Annotated in this window: 14 protein-coding genes; 7 read left to right on the top strand and 7 right to left on the bottom strand. The window is 67.1% G+C overall.

The window, feature by feature from the left end; genetic code table 11:
• The first annotated feature begins 17 nt into the window (after positions 1-17).
• The 3 genes from prpF (at position 18) to ACOQFS_RS03300 (ending at position 2,768) form a co-directional block, all read left to right on the top strand.
• Positions 18-1,229 carry a 2-methylaconitate cis-trans isomerase PrpF gene (prpF, locus tag ACOQFS_RS03310; protein ID WP_421561548.1) on the top strand — a complete coding sequence of 404 codons (1,212 nt, stop codon included), beginning with the start codon at positions 18-20 and terminating at the stop codon, positions 1,227-1,229.
• 211 nt (positions 1,230-1,440) lie between these two features.
• A complete protein-coding gene (locus ACOQFS_RS03305) occupies positions 1,441-2,304 on the top strand; it encodes an isocitrate lyase/PEP mutase family protein (protein ID WP_421561547.1) in 864 nt (287 codons plus the stop codon).
• Positions 2,305-2,342: 38 nt separating this feature from the next.
• Positions 2,343-2,768, top strand: a complete 426-nt coding sequence (locus ACOQFS_RS03300) for a YbaN family protein (protein WP_421561546.1) — start codon at positions 2,343-2,345, stop codon at positions 2,766-2,768.
• 65 nt (positions 2,769-2,833) lie between these two features.
• Here the strand turns inward: ACOQFS_RS03300 and ACOQFS_RS03295 are convergent, their stop codons facing one another.
• Entirely contained in the window at positions 2,834-3,721 is an 888-nt protein-coding gene (locus tag ACOQFS_RS03295; protein WP_421561545.1) for a LysR family transcriptional regulator, read from the bottom strand.
• A 118-nt stretch (positions 3,722-3,839) separates the two neighbouring features.
• On the opposite strand from ACOQFS_RS03295, the gene metE reads away from it, so the two are divergent.
• Positions 3,840-6,134 (top strand): 5-methyltetrahydropteroyltriglutamate--homocysteine S-methyltransferase, encoded by a 2,295-nt coding sequence (metE, locus tag ACOQFS_RS03290; protein ID WP_421561544.1) that lies wholly within the window; start codon positions 3,840-3,842, stop codon positions 6,132-6,134.
• Between the two features lie 145 nt (positions 6,135-6,279).
• Here the strand turns inward: metE and ACOQFS_RS03285 are convergent, their stop codons facing one another.
• The 3 genes from ACOQFS_RS03285 to glmS form a co-directional block, all read right to left on the bottom strand.
• Entirely contained in the window at positions 6,280-7,497 is a 1,218-nt protein-coding gene (locus ACOQFS_RS03285; RefSeq protein WP_421561543.1) for an RNA polymerase sigma factor, read from the bottom strand.
• 14 nt (positions 7,498-7,511) lie between these two features.
• On the bottom strand, positions 7,512-7,874 hold the full coding sequence (locus ACOQFS_RS03280) for a YciI family protein (protein WP_421561542.1): 363 nt from the start codon (positions 7,872-7,874) through the stop codon (positions 7,512-7,514).
• Between the two features lie 395 nt (positions 7,875-8,269).
• Entirely contained in the window at positions 8,270-10,225 is a 1,956-nt protein-coding gene (gene glmS, locus ACOQFS_RS03275; protein WP_421561541.1) for a glutamine--fructose-6-phosphate transaminase (isomerizing), read from the bottom strand.
• A gap of 142 nt (positions 10,226-10,367) precedes the next feature.
• Here glmS and ACOQFS_RS03270 point away from each other — a divergent pair, with 142 nt between their 5' ends.
• Positions 10,368-10,859, top strand: coding sequence for an Lrp/AsnC family transcriptional regulator (locus tag ACOQFS_RS03270; protein WP_421561540.1), 492 nt, complete (start codon positions 10,368-10,370; stop codon positions 10,857-10,859).
• A gap of 280 nt (positions 10,860-11,139) precedes the next feature.
• Positions 11,140-12,192 carry a diguanylate cyclase gene (locus ACOQFS_RS03265; protein ID WP_421561539.1) on the top strand — a complete coding sequence of 351 codons (1,053 nt, stop codon included), beginning with the start codon at positions 11,140-11,142 and terminating at the stop codon, positions 12,190-12,192.
• A 62-nt stretch (positions 12,193-12,254) separates the two neighbouring features.
• Here the strand turns inward: ACOQFS_RS03265 and ACOQFS_RS03260 are convergent, their stop codons facing one another.
• From ACOQFS_RS03260 to ACOQFS_RS03250, 3 genes are all read right to left on the bottom strand, one after another.
• On the bottom strand, positions 12,255-13,094 hold the full coding sequence (locus tag ACOQFS_RS03260; RefSeq protein ID WP_421561558.1) for a sensor histidine kinase: 840 nt from the start codon (positions 13,092-13,094) through the stop codon (positions 12,255-12,257).
• A 19-nt stretch (positions 13,095-13,113) separates the two neighbouring features.
• Positions 13,114-14,547, bottom strand: coding sequence for a bifunctional UDP-N-acetylglucosamine diphosphorylase/glucosamine-1-phosphate N-acetyltransferase GlmU (gene glmU / locus ACOQFS_RS03255; protein ID WP_421561538.1), 1,434 nt, complete (start codon positions 14,545-14,547; stop codon positions 13,114-13,116).
• Positions 14,548-14,723: 176 nt separating this feature from the next.
• Entirely contained in the window at positions 14,724-15,482 is a 759-nt protein-coding gene (locus ACOQFS_RS03250; protein ID WP_421561537.1) for a Crp/Fnr family transcriptional regulator, read from the bottom strand.
• A gap of 162 nt (positions 15,483-15,644) precedes the next feature.
• Here ACOQFS_RS03250 and ACOQFS_RS03245 point away from each other — a divergent pair, with 162 nt between their 5' ends.
• On the top strand, positions 15,645-16,043 hold the full coding sequence (locus tag ACOQFS_RS03245; protein ID WP_421561536.1) for a BLUF domain-containing protein: 399 nt from the start codon (positions 15,645-15,647) through the stop codon (positions 16,041-16,043).
• Positions 16,044-16,102: the final 59 nt, after the last annotated feature.

Raw genomic sequence — 16,102 nt, 5'->3', positions numbered from 1 at the left:
CAAGCAGCTATCAAAAAATGAGCAAACCCCAAATCAAAATCCCCGCCACCTACCTGCGCGGTGGCACCAGCAAAGGCGTGTTCTTCCGGCTGGAAGACCTACCCGTCGCAGCCCGACAGCCCGGCCCCGCGCGCGACGCGCTGCTGCTGCGCGTGGTGGGCAGCCCCGACCCGTATGGCAAGCAGACCGATGGCATGGGCGGCGCCACTTCGTCCACGTCCAAGGTGGTGATCCTCGCGCCCGCCACCCAGCCGGGGCACGACGTGGACTACCTGTTTGGCCAGGTGTCCATCGACCAACCGTTTGTGGACTGGAGCGGCAACTGCGGCAACCTCTCGGCCGCCGTGGGGCCGTGCGCCATCCACATGGGGCTGATCGATGCCGCGCGCATTCCGCACAGCGGCGTGTGCACCGTGCGCATCTGGCAGGCCAACATCGGCAAGACCATCGTGGCGCATGTGCCCATCACCGACGGGCAGGTGCAGGAGACGGGCGACTTTGAACTGGACGGCGTGACCTTCCCGGCCGCCGAGGTGGCGCTGGAGTTTCTGGACCCGGCCGACGAAGGGGGGGGTGAAGGCGGCGCCATGTTTCCTACCGGCAATGTGGTCGATACGCTCGAAGTACCCGGTGTCGGCAGCTTCCAGGCCACGCTCATCAACGCAGGCATCCCCACCATCTTCCTCAACGCCCGCGACCTGCGCTACACCGGCACCGAGCTGCAAGCCGACATCAACGAAGACCAGGCCGCCTTGGTACGCCTCGAAACCATCCGCGCCTGGGGCGCCGTGAAGATGGGACTGATCAAAGACGTGGCCGAAGCCGCCACGCGCCAGCACACACCCAAGATCGCCTTCGTGGCGCCGCCTGCGGCCTACACCGCATCCAGCGGCAAGGCCGTGCAGGCGGGCGACGTGGACTTGCTGGTGCGGGCGCTGTCGATGGGCAAGCTGCACCACGCCATGATGGGCACAGCCGCCGTGGCCATTGGCACCGCCGCTGCGGTGCCGGGCACGCTGGTGAACCTGGCTGCGGGCGGCGGCGCGCGCAACGCCGTGCCAGGCGCCGTGCCAGGCTCCGTGCGCTTTGGCCACCCCTCCGGCACGCTGCGCGTGGGCGCCGAGGCCGCGCAAGTCAACGGCCAGTGGACGGTGACCAAGGCCTTGATGAGCCGCAGCGCACGCATCCTGATGGAGGGCTGGGTGCGGGTGCCAGGCGATCTGGCCTGAAGCCCCACAACATTGTGGGATCGGTATTTCGGAACTTCAAAAATCCGTTCGGGCTGAGCCTGTCGAAGCCCTGCGCGGCGCTTCGGGGCGTTTCGGCAGGCTCAGCGTGAACGGTACAAGTGGTTGCATGCCAAGCCAGACACTCCTGATTTCATAGCTATCAGCGCTTAACCATCAAGCGCTGGCGGCCATTTTTATTCATAAATCCACCATGTCTACCCGCCAACAACTCAAGCAACTCGTCGAAGCCCGCAACGGCCTGATCGTGCCCGGCGCCTTCAACGCCCTGTCCGCCAAGGTGGTCGCCGACCTCGGCTTCCAGGCCATCTACGTCACGGGCGCAGGCGTCACCAACATGTGGTTCGGCATGCCCGACCAGGGCTTCATGGGCCTGCGCGAAATTGCCGAGCACACGGCCCGCATCCGCGATGCGGTGGAGGTGCCGCTGATCGTGGACGCCGACACCGGCTTTGGCAACGCGCTGAACGTGGTGCACACCGTGCGCACGCTGGAGCGCGCCGGGGCCGACTGCATCCAGCTCGAAGACCAGGTGGCACCCAAGCGTTGCGGGCACTTCAATGGCAAGGAGGTCATCAGCACCGAAGAGGCCGTGAGCAAGATCAAGGCCGCCGTGGACGCGCGGCGCGATTCGGACTTGCTCATCATGGCGCGCACCGACGCGGCGGCCACCCACGGCTTTGAAGCTGCGGTAGAACGCGCGCAGAAGTTTGCCGAGGCCGGGGCCGACATCCTGTTTGTGGAGGCCGTGACAAAGGCCGAAGAAGTGCGCGCCCTGCCCCAGCGGCTGTCCAGCAAGCCCCAGCTCATGAACATGGTGATTGGCGGCAAGACGCCGATCTTCAACGCCCAACAATTGGGCGAGCTGGGCTACGGCATCGTGCTGTATGCCAACGCGGCGTTGCAGGGTGCGGTGATGGGCATGCACAACGTGCTGACCACGCTGCGCGACGCGAAGGAAGTGCGCGAAGACAGTGGCCTCGTCACGCCGTTTGCCGAGCGGCAGCGCCTGGTGGGCAAGCCCCACTGGGATGCGCTGGAGCAGCGCTACCGCTGAATGGGCGGGCAGCGGGCGTGTCTGGTATGGTCCCCGCCATGCCGAACCTGCCCGATACGCGCCCCAGCGCCGACACGCCACTGTCCCGCACGCGGCGTGGCATGCGGGCGCTGTATGCGGCCGCTGGGTGCCTGTCGCTGCTGCTGGGTGTGGTGGGCATTTTTCTGCCCGGCCTGCCCACCACGCCGTTTGTGCTGCTGGCCGCCGCGTGTTTTGCCAAAGCCTCACCACGTTTGCACGCGTGGCTACTGGCCCACCGCCTGTTCGGCCCCATGGTGCGCGACTGGGAAGCGCACCGCAGCCTGACACCCCGCACCAAGGCCCTGGCCGTGGGCTCCATGTCGGTGATGGTGGCGGTGTCGGCACTGTGGGGACTGGCAGGGCGCCCGCTGGCGCAGGCTGCCGTGCTGGCCGCTGGCGCCGTGGGCGCCATCGTGGTGCTGCGCATTCCCACGCGGCGCTGATCCCTGGCAAGCGCCGATGCGCGCAGGCCCTTGCGGCCCCTCCACTGTCACTGCCTCTGTTTCTGTCAGACGGCGGCGCTGCGGGCCAGCTCCACAAACGCTCGCAGATAGTCGATGTCCACATCGGCCGCCCTTGCGCCCAGGTGGATCTGCTTGGCAATGCCCTGGCGGCCGAGCTTCACGGGCACCACATCCATCTTGTTGGCATATTCCAGCGCCAGCCAGCGCGGCAGGGCCGCCACGCCACGGCCGCTGGCCACCATCTGCAGCATGATGTCCGTGGTCTCGATGGTCTTGTGCCGGTGCGGCGCAATGCCCGCCGGCGCCAGGAACTGGGTGTACACGTCCAGCCGCTCGGGGCTGACGGGGTAGGTGATCAGCGTCTCGCGCGCAAGCTGTGCGGGCTTGGCGTAGGCCTGCTGGGCCAGCGGGTGGCCGCTGGCCACCACCAGCACCTGTTCGTAGTCGAACACGGGCTCGAAATGCAGGCCGGGCTTGTACAGCGGGTCGGGCGTGACGAGCAGGTCGATCTCATACCCGAACAGCGCACCGATGCCGCCAAACTGGAATTTCTGCTTCACGTCCACATCCACATCGGACCAGGCGGCCAGATAGGGCGAGACGATCTTCAGCAGCCATTGGTAGCACGGGTGACATTCCATGCCAATGCGCAGCGTGCCGCGCTCGCCCTGCGCAAACTGACGCAGCTGGCTTTCTGCCAGGTCCAGCTGCGGCAGCACGCGGCCCGCCACGGCCAGCAGGTACTGCCCGGCCTGCGTCAGCCGCAGGCTGCGGCCCTCGCGCAGCCAGATGTCGGTGCCCAGCTGCTGCTCCAGCTTCTTCATGCTGTGGCTCAGCGCCGACTGCGTGACGCACAGCACATCGGCCGCGGCGGTCAGCGAACCCTGCTTTTCCACCTCTTGAACGATGGCCAGGTGAATACGTTCGAGCATTTTCAAATGAGTAAAACTCATTGATCTGTGAGATAAGACCATTTTACTTCATGGCTATGGCTGCCTACCATCGCGCCCTGACGTTCATCCATTCACCCCGTTTCAGCGCGATCCATCCATGACCATCACCCTGCACAACCTCGGCTTTCCCCGCATCGGCGCCCGCCGCGAACTCAAGTTCGCGCTGGAGGCGTACTGGAAGGGTGAGTCCTCCCGCGAAGCCCTGCAGGCACTGGGCGCCCAGCTTCGGCAAAAACACTGGGCCGACCAGCACGGACTGGACCGGGTGCCCGTGGGCGACTTCGCCTTCTACGACCAGGTGCTGGACATGAGCTTCACCCTGGGCAACCTGCCCGAGCGCGTGCAGGGCTTTCACGGCGACGCGCTGGACAACTACTTCCGCGTGGCCCGCGGGCGGTCGGCCCAGGGCGCGGAAGACCATGGCGCCTGCTGCGGCGGCGTGGCGGCCGGCGAGATGACCAAGTGGTTCGACACCAACTACCACTACATCGTGCCGGAGCTCACGGCGGCCACGCAGTTCAAGCCCGACGCATCCCGCCTGCTGCAGCAGCTGGCCGAGGCCCGCGCGCAGGGCGTGCCCGCCAAACCAGTCCTCATCGGCCCCGTCACCTACCTGCATATCGCCAAGGCCAAGGACGGATCGGACAAGCTGGCCCTGCTGCCGCGCCTGCTGGGGGCCTACACCAAGCTGCTGGACACGCTGGCGGCGCAGGGCGTGGAATGGGTGCAGATCGACGAGCCCGCGCTGGTGACCGAGCTGGACGCCGACTGGCAGTACGCCTACACCACGGCCTACCACCAGCTCAAGACGGCCAAGGTCAAGCTGCTGCTGGCCACCTACTTCGGCCAGCTGCAAGAGAACGCGTATCTCGCCGCCAACCTGCCCGTAGCCGGCCTGCACATTGACGCGGTGAACGACCGCGACGGCGTGCCGCCCCTGCTCAATCTGCTGCCCGCGCACAAGGTGCTGTCGCTGGGCGTCATCAACGGCCGCAACATCTGGAAGACCGATCTGAACGCCGTGTTGGACTGGCTGGAGCCCCTGGCCGACCGCCTGGGCGACCGGCTGTGGATTGCGCCGTCGTGCTCGCTGCTGCACGTGCCGGTGGACCTCGCGCAAGAGCAGTCGCTGGATGATGACGTGAAAAGCTGGCTGGCCTTTGCGCTGCAAAAGCTGGACGAGCTGCGTGTGCTGGGCCGCGCACTGAATGAAGGCCGCAACGCCGTGAGCGAAGCGCTGGCGGCCAACCGTGTCGCGCTGGCCGCTCGCCGCAGCTCTGCGCGGGTGCACAACCCCGCCGTGCAGGCCGCCGTGGCCGGCGCGGAGCCGCGCATCGGCTTGCGCCAAAACAGCTATGCCCAGCGCGCCCCCCTTCAGGCCACCCACCTGCAGTTGCCCGCCTACCCCACCACCACCATCGGCTCATTTCCGCAGACTGCGGACATCCGCCACGCACGCAGCGAATACAAGGCAGGCCGCCTGGGCGACGCCGGCTACCACGCCGCCATGCGTGCCGAAATCGAACGCAGCGTGCGCGAGCAGGAAGCGCTGGGCCTGGACGTGCTGGTGCATGGAGAAGCCGAGCGCAACGACATGGTCGAATACTTTGGCGAGCAGCTCGAAGGCTATGCGTTCAGCCAGTTCGGCTGGGTGCAATCCTATGGCTCGCGCTGCGTGAAGCCGCCCATCCTGTTCGGCGACATCCGCCGCCCGCGCGCCATGACGGTGGAGTGGATCACTTTCGCGCAGTCCCTCACCCGCAAACCCCTGAAGGGCATGCTCACCGGCCCGGTGACCCTGCTCAACTGGTCCTTCGTGCGCGACGACCAGCCGCGCGCCACATCGTGCAAGCAGCTTGCGCTGGCCATCCGCCAGGAGGTGCTGGACCTGGAGGCGGCTGGCGTGCGCGTGATCCAGATCGACGAGGCCGCGCTGCGCGAAGGCCTGCCCCTGCGCCGCGCACAGTGGAAGAACTACCTGGCCTGGGCCGTGGAGTCGTTCCGCATCACGGCCAACGGCGTGCGCGACGACACGCAGATCCACACGCACATGTGCTATTCGGAGTTCAACGACATCCTGGATGCCATCGCCCGCATGGACGCCGACGTGATCACCATCGAAACCTCGCGCTCGGACATGGAGTTGCTGGACGCGTTCGAGCACTTCCAGTACCCCAACGAAATCGGGCCCGGCGTGTACGACATCCACTCGCCCAACATCCCGAGCGTGGGCCACATCGTGCAGCTCATGCAAAAGGCCGCCGAACGCATCCCCGCCGAGCGCCTGTGGGTGAACCCGGACTGCGGCCTCAAGACCCGCCAGTGGACCGAGGTGGTGCCCGCGCTGCGCAACATGGTGGCTGCGGCGCAGCAGCTGCGCGCGGCGGCATAACGGGCATTGGCAAGATTGCTCCCAGTGGGGCAACCAATCGATAGGCATCAACGGTTGCCAGCGTGCTGCCCAACGACCCATGCCCCCCTGCCGCGCTGCTTCCAATCCTCACTGCCATCGTCGGCTGGGCTTTTATTTGGCTTTCTCAGAGGCGGCCAGCCCGTTCTGCCAGAAACCGTCGATCGCTTTCCTGGATCGCCAGTGCGATGGCTTGGTCGTACGCCACGCGGGCTCCTTCGGTTTGGCCCGCCATGGCGAGCACGGCAGCACGTGCGGCATGAAAGGGCTGGAAGTCTTCCAGTGCGTCATGCAGCGCGTTCAGCGTGGCCAACGCCGCAGCCAGCAGGCCGTTCTCGGCCATCGCCACGGCATGGTTGACACGCACCACCGGTGTCGGCTCCAGAGGTAGCAGCGCCGTGTACAGATGAAGAATCTGAGGCCAGTCCGGCGCCGGTTCGGCCATCTGACAGGCGCTGATCGCCGCTTTGATCTGGAACGGTCCGGCCCTTTTGCGCCGCAGTGCCGTCTCCAGCCTTTGCCGCCCCTCTGCCTCTACTTCGCGGCGCCAGAGTCGGCGGTCCTGTTCGGCGGGTGGCACCGTCGCGCCGCAGGTACTGACCCGCGCCGCCCGGCGGGCATCGGTCAGCAGCATCAGGGCGAGCGCCCCTTCGATCTCCGGCTGTTCAGGACATAACGCATCGAGCAATCGCGCAAGAAACAGTGCTTCGCTGCACAGATCGCGCGCTTCGTCGGGTGCAGCGGTGTAGCCGGTGGTGAAGATCAGGTAGACGGTGGTCAGGACAGCCTGCAGCCGGTCGTCCCATTGCTCGGGTGGCGGCACGGCATAGGCTATACCGGACTTGGCAATCTTGGTTTTGGCGCGGCTCAGCCGCTGGCCCATGGTGGCTTCGCTATCGAGAAACAGGCGTGCGATTTCGCCGGCGTTCAGTCCGCAAACGGTTCGCAGGGTCAGCGCCACCCGCGATTTGGTCTCCAGCGCAGGGTGACAGCAAGTGAAGATCAAGCGAAGCCGCTCGTCAGGAATGGGCGCGGGGTCGTCTTGCCCGAGCAACTCGTTGACAAGCTGTACAGCCGCTTCGCGCTCGCCGTCGCGGCCCTCGGCGCGCAGCTGGTCGAGCGCTTTGCGGAAGGCCACTTTGATCAGCCATCCCGGTGGTGACTGTGGCAGGCCATCGCGTGACCAGTGACTCAGTGCTGACAGGCTGGCTTCTTGCAGCGCGTCTTCGGCGCGCTGGAACGACCCGAGCCGATGCGTCAGCGCGGCCATCAGCCGTCCCCGGTCCCGGCGCAAGACGGTCTCCAGCGCCTGGACGACTGCGATGCCCTGGGCGGGGGTGGTCATGCGCCTGCCGCAGATCAGGTGTTGGCCGGGTCGTAGTTCAACAAGGGGCGCACCTCCACGGTGCCGAAGGTGGCAACCGGGATCTGCGCCGCGTAGCGCAGTGCGGTGTCCAGGTCGGGCAGATCGAGCACGTAGAAACCGCCCAGGTGTTCGCGGGTTTCGGCGAACGGGCCGTCCATGGTCTCGACCTTGCCGCCGCGCACTTTGAGGGAGGTGGCAGTCTCAATGCCTTGCAAGCCTTCTCCGCCACGAAAAACGCCATCTGCCTTGGCCTTTTCGCTGAAGGCAGCGAAGTCAGCCATCATGGCCTGGAATTCGGGCGTGCCATAGGTGGGCTCGGCCTCTGGGGTGCTGTAGAGCAAGAACATGTATTGCATGGTGAATTCTTCAATGGATGTGAGGGACGAACAAAAGCGGCTTGAGGAAGGGCGGGCTCACCCGCCGAACGAAGCGAAGGGCAGGCAGTCCCTCACGCGAAACCAGGGAATCAGCCCCAGGAGGGCCCGGTGCAGCGCATAGATCGCAGCAGCGTCAGATGCCATGAAAACTCCTTTCAGCGGTGGATGGCACCTTAAGACGCCACCGGCTATCCGGATTTCGACATCGACACCCCAAAATTCTTCGTGCGACGTGCAAGAGGGTCTCGTAAGGGATTTCCGGACGGCATTCCCTCGCACGGCGCGCGTTGAGACTTCATCCGTAAGAGACGGCGATCAGTCCAAGCACACCACCGCACCGCCCATTTCCATGGGCAAAAGCCGCGGTTGCCCCCTCACTCCACCGTCACACTTTTCGCCAGGTTCCGCGGCTTGTCCACGTCCGTCCCCCGTGCGCTGGCGGTGTGATAGGCCAGCAGTTGCAGGGGCACCACGTGCAGCAGCGGGCTCAGCGGGCCGTAGTGTTCAGGCATGCGGATCACGTGCAGGCCTTCGCCGCTTTCGATGCGGGTGTCGCCATCGGCCAGCACGTAGAGCACACCGCCGCGCGCGCGCACTTCCTGCATGTTGCTCTTGAGCTTTTCGAGCAGGGCATCGTTGGGGGCGACGGTGACCACGGGCATGGCGCTGGTGACCAGGGCCAGGGGGCCGTGCTTGAGTTCGCCGGCGGGGTAGGCCTCGGCGTGGATGTAGCTGATTTCCTTGAGCTTCAAGGCGCCTTCCAGTGCGATGGGGTAGTGCAGGCCCCGGCCCAGGAAGAGCGCGTTTTCCATGCGCGCGAAGTCTCCGGCCCAGCTGATGAGCTGGGGCTCCAGCGCCAGCACGGCCTGCAGCGCGACGGGCAGGTGGCGCATGGCCTTGAGGTGGGCGGCTTCCTGCTCTTCCGTCAGGCGGCCTTTGCTTTGGGCCAGCGCCAGGGTCAGCAGGAACAGGCCCGCAAGCTGGGTGGTGAAGGCCTTGGTGCTGGCCACGCCGATCTCCACGCCCGCGCGGGTGATGTAGGCGAGCTTGCATTCGCGCACCATGGCGCTGGTGGCGACGTTGCAGATGGTGAGCGTGTGCTGCATGCCCAGCGACTGCGCGTGGCGCAGCGCGGCCAGTGTGTCGGCGGTTTCACCGCTCTGGCTGATGGTGACGACCAGGGTGCGGGGGTTGGGCACGCTGGTGCGGTAGCGGTATTCGCTGGCCACTTCCACCTGGGTGGGAATGCCGGCGATGTCTTCGAGCCAGTATTTGGCGGTGCAGCCGCTGTAGTAGCTGGTGCCGCAGGCCAGGATGAGGACGTTGTCGATTTCCTTGAACACGCGCCAGGCGGCCGCGCCGGGCTGGCCGTCCTGGCCGGCGCCGTCAAACAGTTCGGGCACGATGCCCGCCACACCTTCGAGCGTGTCGGCAATGGCGCGGGGCTGCTCGAAGATTTCCTTTTGCATGTAGTGGCGGTAGGGGCCCAGCTCCGCCGCGCCGCTGTGGGCATGCACGGTGCGCACGGGGCGCTGCTCGGGGCTCAGCGATGCGCCGCCCTTGCCCACGATCCAGTAGCGGCCCAGTTGCAGGTCCACCAGGTCGCCCTCTTCCAGGTACACGATCTGGTCGGTGACGCCGGCCAGGGCCATGGCGTCGCTGGCCAGGAAGTGCTCGGCCGCTGCGCCCGTGGCGGCGTCGGCGCCCACCCCCAGGATCAGCGGCGAGCCCGCGCGCGCGCCCACCACGCGGTGGGGCTCGTCCTTGTGGATCACGGCGATGGCATAGGCGCCGTGCAGTTCGGCCACTGCGGCCTGCACGGCCTTGAAGAGGTCGCCGTCGTAATGGCTGTCGACGAGGTGGGCGATGACTTCGGTGTCGGTCTGGCTGGCAAACACGTAGCCCCGCGCCTGCAGGGTGCGGCGCAGCTCTTCGTGGTTCTCGATGATGCCGTTGTGCACCAGCGCCACTCGGCCGGGTTTGGCCGCGTCGCTTCCCTCGTTCTGGCCTGGTGTGCCGCCCACATCGCCCGTGCCGTGGCTGAAATGCGGGTGGGCGTTGTGCACCGCGGGGGCGCCGTGGGTGGCCCAGCGGGTGTGGGCGATGCCCGTGGCGCCTTCGATGTGGTCGGTGGTCACCTGCTCCAGCAGTTCGGCCACGCGGGCGGTGCTGCGGGCGCGCTGCAGGCCGGCGGTGCGCGCGGCGTCCAGGCTGGACGCATGCACGGCCACGCCGCACGAGTCATAACCCCGGTACTCCAGCCGCTGCAGGCCCTGTACGAGGATGGGAACGATGTTGCGCGTGGAAACTGCGCCGACGATGCCGCACATGGTGTTTGCCTTGGTGGGGTGAAGGAATGGCGGCGATGGTAGGCAGCCCGCAAATAAATTTGTGATTGAATTTCGCGGGAATTTGAATTTAAATTTCACACACATCCCTTGGTGAAATTTTTATTAACTATTTACATAAAAAATGGATTCCATCACGCTAGACACCGTGGATCTTCATCTGCTGGACCTGCTGCAGACCGATGCATCCCAAAGCAACTTGGCGCTGGCCGAGCAGGTGCACGTGTCGCCCCCCACCTGCCTGCGCCGCGTGAAGCGGCTGCAGGACGCAGGCCTGATCGAGCGGCAGGTGGCCATCCTGCAGCCCGACCGGCTCGCCGCCCTGCAGGGCCATGGTCTGGCCTGCATCGTCGAGGTGTCGCTGGACCGGCAGGGCACCGACCTGCTGGACGCGTTCGAGGCCCGCGCCGTGGCCGACGAGGCCGTGCAGCAGTGCTGGCGCGTGTCGCCCGGGCCGGACTTTGTGCTGGTGGTGCACACGCGGGACATGCCGGGGTATCTGGCCGTGTCGCAGCGGCTTTTTGCCAGCGACGCCAATGTGCGCAATGTGAAGGCTTTCTTCGCCACCCGGCGCGCAAAATTTGATACAAAACTGCCTTTAGCGCTTATCCAGTAAGCGCTGACAGCTATCATTTTTTGAGCGACCTGCTACGACGCTCGCCCGTTCAGAGTCAGCGGGCATGCGACGGCGGCGCGCAAGCCGCCAACAGCCGGTGCGCGGGCGGCCATTTGCGGCTGGCCTACCGCGCCATGCACGGGTAAGCTCCCGGCCACTTTTGCTCACCCGGGGTGTGGGCGGCAAACGCTTCAAAGAGAAACGAGCCCATCTGCCGTCCCCACCCCCACGGGCGTCGCGCTCGCCATCGTCCTGCCCCCTTTCGCCCCCCTGTCATCGCATGCCCACTCGCCGCCGCCAGATGCCTCGCCGGATCTACCCTTTGCGCATTCTGGGCATGGGGCTGGGTGGCATGGTGGCGGGCGTGGTGCTGTGGGAGCGGCAGGCGTCGCTGTATGCCTGGCTGGCGATGGTCTTTCCCGCGTTTGTCTGGCCCCATGTGGCCTTCCTCATCACCCGCCGCAGCGCAGACCCTTATCGCGCCGAGACGCGCAACCTGCTCATCGACTCGGCCATGGCCGCGAGCTTTGTGCCGATGATGCATTTCAACCTGCTGCCCAGCGTGCTGCTGCTCACGCTGACCATGGTGGACAAGATCAGCACGGGCATCCGCCTGCTGTGGGCGCGGTCCATTCCGGCGATGGTGGCGGGCGGGCTGTTGGGGGCGATGCTGGCGGGCTTTCACTGGGCACCCGACACCTCGATGCGCGTCATCGTGGCCTGCCTGCCGGTGATGGTGCTGCACACCATCTCGGTCAGTGTGGTGAGCTACCGGCTCATCCGCAAGACGGCGCAACAGAACCAGCAACTGGACGAGCTGCGGCGCCTGGACGCGCTGACGGGCCTGTTTGGCCGCGGTCACTGGCAAGAAGAGGCCGAGGCCGCGCTGCGCCGCCACCACACCCGCGGGGAGCCGGCCTGCATGCTGCTGCTGGACATCGACCACTTCAAGCACATCAATGACGCGCATGGCCACACGGTGGGCGACGAGGTGATTCGCGCGCTGGCCCACGTGGTACGCGGCAACGTGCGCGCGGGCGATTGCGCGGGCCGCTACGGTGGCGACGAGTTCGCCATCATCCTACCCGGCATGCAGGCCAGCGCGGCCATGGCGATTGCCCAACGCATCCGCGAGCAGGCTGAAGCCGTGCGCCTGCGCAAGCTGCCCGGACTGCGCATCACCAGCAGCATCGGCGTGGCCGCAGCAGACCACCGCCACAGCAACCTTCGCGCCTGGATCGACGCCGCCGACTCGGCGCTGTATGCAGCCAAAAATCGGGGCCGCAACCAGGTGGCCTGGCACGCGGAGCTGGAGCTCGCACCGGCGGTGTGACGAGGCCCGCGCGAGCCCGGGTCATCGTGCCGTGGCCGATGCCCGCTCTGCCCTGCGCGCGCCTATGCCGCCGTTGCACCCCGCAGTGCGGCGGCCGGCCACTCCACGCGCACCGTGCAGCCGCTGTCGGGCGCGGGCGATGCGGTGATGCCGATGCCGGCGCCATGCCGCTGCGCAATGGCGCGGCACAGGGCAAGCCCGGCGCCCACGCCGTCAAATTCGTTCTCGCGGTGCAGGCGCTGGAACACGCCAAACAGGCCCGACGCCCGCGCGGGATCAAAACCCACCCCGTTGTCCTGCACGGCAAAGCCCCCGCCCCCCGCTGGCGCCGCCGCGTCGGCCAGCACGGCGATGTGCGCCCGCGCCACGGGCCGCGTGAACTTGAGCGCATTGCCCAGCAGCTGCACCAGCAGCTCGTGCAGCAGCGCCGGGTCGGCCTGCAGCGTCGGCAGGCCCTCTGCCACCTGCCAGTCCACGTCACGCGCGCCCTGCTGCGCGGCCAGCGCGCTGCGCGCCTGCGCCACCGCCGCAGCCAGCGGCACGGGCTGCAGGTGCAACGGCGCACGCCCCACGCGCACCAGCGCCTGCAGGCCGTCGATCATCTGGCCCATGCGGCGGGCCGACTGGTCCATGGTGGCGAGAAAGCCCAAAGCCTCCTGCACGGGATCGCCCTGCACCACTTCGGGCGGCAGGTCGCCCAGCACCTCGCGCACCAGCGCGCCGTACGCGGTGACATGGCGCAGCGGCGCGCGCAGGTCGTGCGACACGGCGCGCAGAAACTCCTCCTGCGCGGCGGCCATGTCGGCCACCTGCTGCTGGCTGCGGGCCAGTTCGGCGCGCAGGTGGGTGGCCTCGTCAGAAGCCGACGAACCTGCCAGCGGGGTGGAGGACGGGTGCGCCATCACGATATTCTGCAAGGCGTCACGGGGCCTTGGGCAGCTTGGCGGGGCGTTGCCAGTTTTCCTTGGTGATCTGCTTGCCGCGTGCCACGGTCAGGGCGCCCGGGGGCGTGCTCTTGGTCAGCGTGCTGCCGCCGCCCACGGTGCCGCCCGCCCCGATGGTGACGGGCGCCACCAGCACGCAGTTGCTGCCGATGTGCACGTCGGCCTCGATCACCGTGCGGTGTTTGTTGGCCCCGTCGTAGTTGGCGGTGATGCTGCCCGCGCCATAGTTCACGCGCTCGCCCACCGTGGCGTCGCCCAGGTAGGCCAGGTGGTTGGCCTTGGCGCCATCGGCGAGTTGGCTGTTCTTCACCTCCACAAAGTTGCCGATGTGCACCTCGCGCCCCAGCTGTGCGCCCGGGCGCAGGCGGGCAAAGGGGCCGATCAAGGCGCCCTCGCCCACCGTGGCACCGGCCTGCTCGCCGTCGATGTGGGTGAACGGGTGGATCACGGCGCCCGCCGCGACGCGCGCGTTGGCAATGCAGCAGTTCGCGCCAATGCGCACGCCTTCGCCCAGCTCCACGCGGCCGGTGAAGACGCAGTTCACGTCGATCTCCACGTCCTGCCCGCACAGCAGCTCGCCGCGCACGCCGGTGCGGGCATCGTCGCGCACATCGAACCGCGCCGGGTCGGCCAGGCGCACGCCCTGCTCCATCAGGGCCCGCGCCTGGCGCAACTGGTGGGCGCGCTCCAGCTCGGCCAGCTGCAGCGGGCTGTTCACGCCGGCCACCTGCAGCGCGTCGCTGATGCGGTGGGCCACCACGGGCACGCCATCGGCCACGGCCATGGCGACGATGTCGGTGAGGTAGTACTCGCCCTGGGCGTTGTGGTTGGTCAGCCGCGCCAGCCAGGGCGTGAGCAGGCGCGCGGGCACGGCCATGATGCCGCTGTAGATTTCGGTGATGGCGCGCTGGGCGTCGCTCGCGTCCTTGTGCTCGACGATGCCTTGCACCGCGCCTTCGGCATTGCGCACGATGCGGCCGTAGCCGGTGGGGTCGGGCAACGTGACGGTGAGCAGCGCAAGCTTTTCGCCGCCGCCGGCCGCCACCAGGGCACGCAGGGTGTCGGCCTGGGTCAGGGGCACATCGCCCGAGAGGACGACCGCCATGCCATCGGCAGGCAGATGGGGCACGGCCTGCTGCACAGCGTGGCCGGTGCCCAGTTGCGGCTCCTGCCGCACAAATTTCAGATCAAAACTGGCTGCAGCGCTTGCTGCGCCTGCGGTAGCCGCTTCCACTTCTGCAGCACCATGGCCGGTGATGACGATGGCGCTGCGGGCCTGCAGGTGCGCCGCCTGGTCGAGCACATGGTGCAGCAGCGGCCGCCCGGCCAGGCGCTGCAGCACTTTGGGAATGCGGCTTTTCATGCGCGTGCCCTTGCCGGCCGCCATGATGAGGATGTCGAGTGGGGTCATGAAGAAGCTCTGTGTCTGGAGTGGCTGCGGCGCACGCGGCCTGGGAGGCTGCATGCGGGATGTGGCATGGCCCCGATTATCGGCGGTGCTTGCTGCACTCGAAAGCTATGTTTTTGATAGCTATCAGCGCTTATCCATCAAGCGCTTACGCCATATTTTTATCAGATTTATGCGGCCTACAGCAGCGGCAGCAGGCGCGGGGGCCGGCTGTAGTACTCCGCAATCCGCGCGAGCGCCCGGGTGTTCAGAAGGCGCAGCCGCCCGTTCTTCAGCTCGTGCAGGCCCAGGGCCGACAGGCGGCGCAGGGTCTTGTTGGTGTGCACCAGCGACAAGCCCAGCGCGTCGGCGATGTGCTGCTGGGTCAACGGAAACGCGGCCGTGCCGTCAGCGTCCACCAGGCCGATGCGGTCCAGCCGACGGTGCAGGTGCATGAGCAGCATGGCCACGCGCTCGGTGGCGTTGCGGCGGCCGGTGGTCAGCAGGTTTTCGTCCAGGTGGCCTTCGCCGTGCGCCGCCAGCCAGGTCACGTCATAACCCAGGCGCGGGTGTTCGCGGAACACCGCCCACAGGCTGTCGTGCTGGAAGACGCACAGCGTGCAGTCGGTCAATGCCTCCACGCCGTGGGACGAGAGCTCGCCAAACTCCTGCTGCAGCCCCACCAGGTCACCCGGCAGCACGAAGTTCAGGATCTGCCGGCGCCCGTCGCTGAGCGTCATGAAGCGAAAGGCCCAGCCGGTGTACAGCGTGAACAGCTGCGCATTGGCCTGGCCTTCGCGCACCAGCGCCTGGCCTGCCTGCACCGCCACGGCGCCTTGCCGATAGCTTTCGATGAAGTCCAGCTGCGCAGGGGTGGCCAGCGTGAAGGCGCCGCTGTGCCGCAGCGTGCACTGGTGGCAGGTGTGCGTGCATGCGGCGGCGGGCTCGGGCGTTTTCATGGGTGGCAAATTCTAGTGCGCAGCCCCGCCAGCAACGGCATGGGCCATCGGCGTCCACCCCCTCGGGGCCGTCGTTCCCAACCCCAGGAACCGCGCGCCGACACCCCTGTGTCTTTTGACATTGCGCGCTGCCTGGACCGCACACTACAGTGGCGGCCAGATATGGATATCCGCACAGCCCTCTACGAGGTTCTTTACGTCAGCACACTGGCGCCGGGCCAGCCCCTGAGCGTGGTGGCCGACATTGCCGCCCGCGCCCGCCAGGCCAATGCCGTGCTGGACATCACCGGGCTGCTGATCTTTGACGGGCAACGCTTTTGCCAGCAGCTTGAAGGCCCGCAGAAGGCGGTGCTCAAGCTCATCGACCGCATCCGCGACGATCCGCGCCACGTCAGCGTGGAAGTGCTGCACCATGGCCCGCTCGCCGGGCGACGGTTCCAGAGCTTCAGCCTGGCATTCAGCACGGTGGAGGACGCCGAGGCCTTGGCCCGGCTGGAACGGCTGGACGGCGCCTCTGCGCTGGCCGCCTTCGAGACGGTGCGCGCAGAACTGGTGCTTTAGAACGTGTTTACGATCTCCCAGGGGTCGCGCAGCGGCCTTGTCGGGATGGGATGCAAGGC

The organism is Paracidovorax sp. MALMAid1276 (assembly GCF_049198005.1).
Lineage (GTDB): Bacteria > Pseudomonadota > Gammaproteobacteria > Burkholderiales > Burkholderiaceae_C > Acidovorax.
Note: the sequence above shows the minus strand (reverse complement) of the source record. Positions and strands in the feature narration are given on the sequence as shown.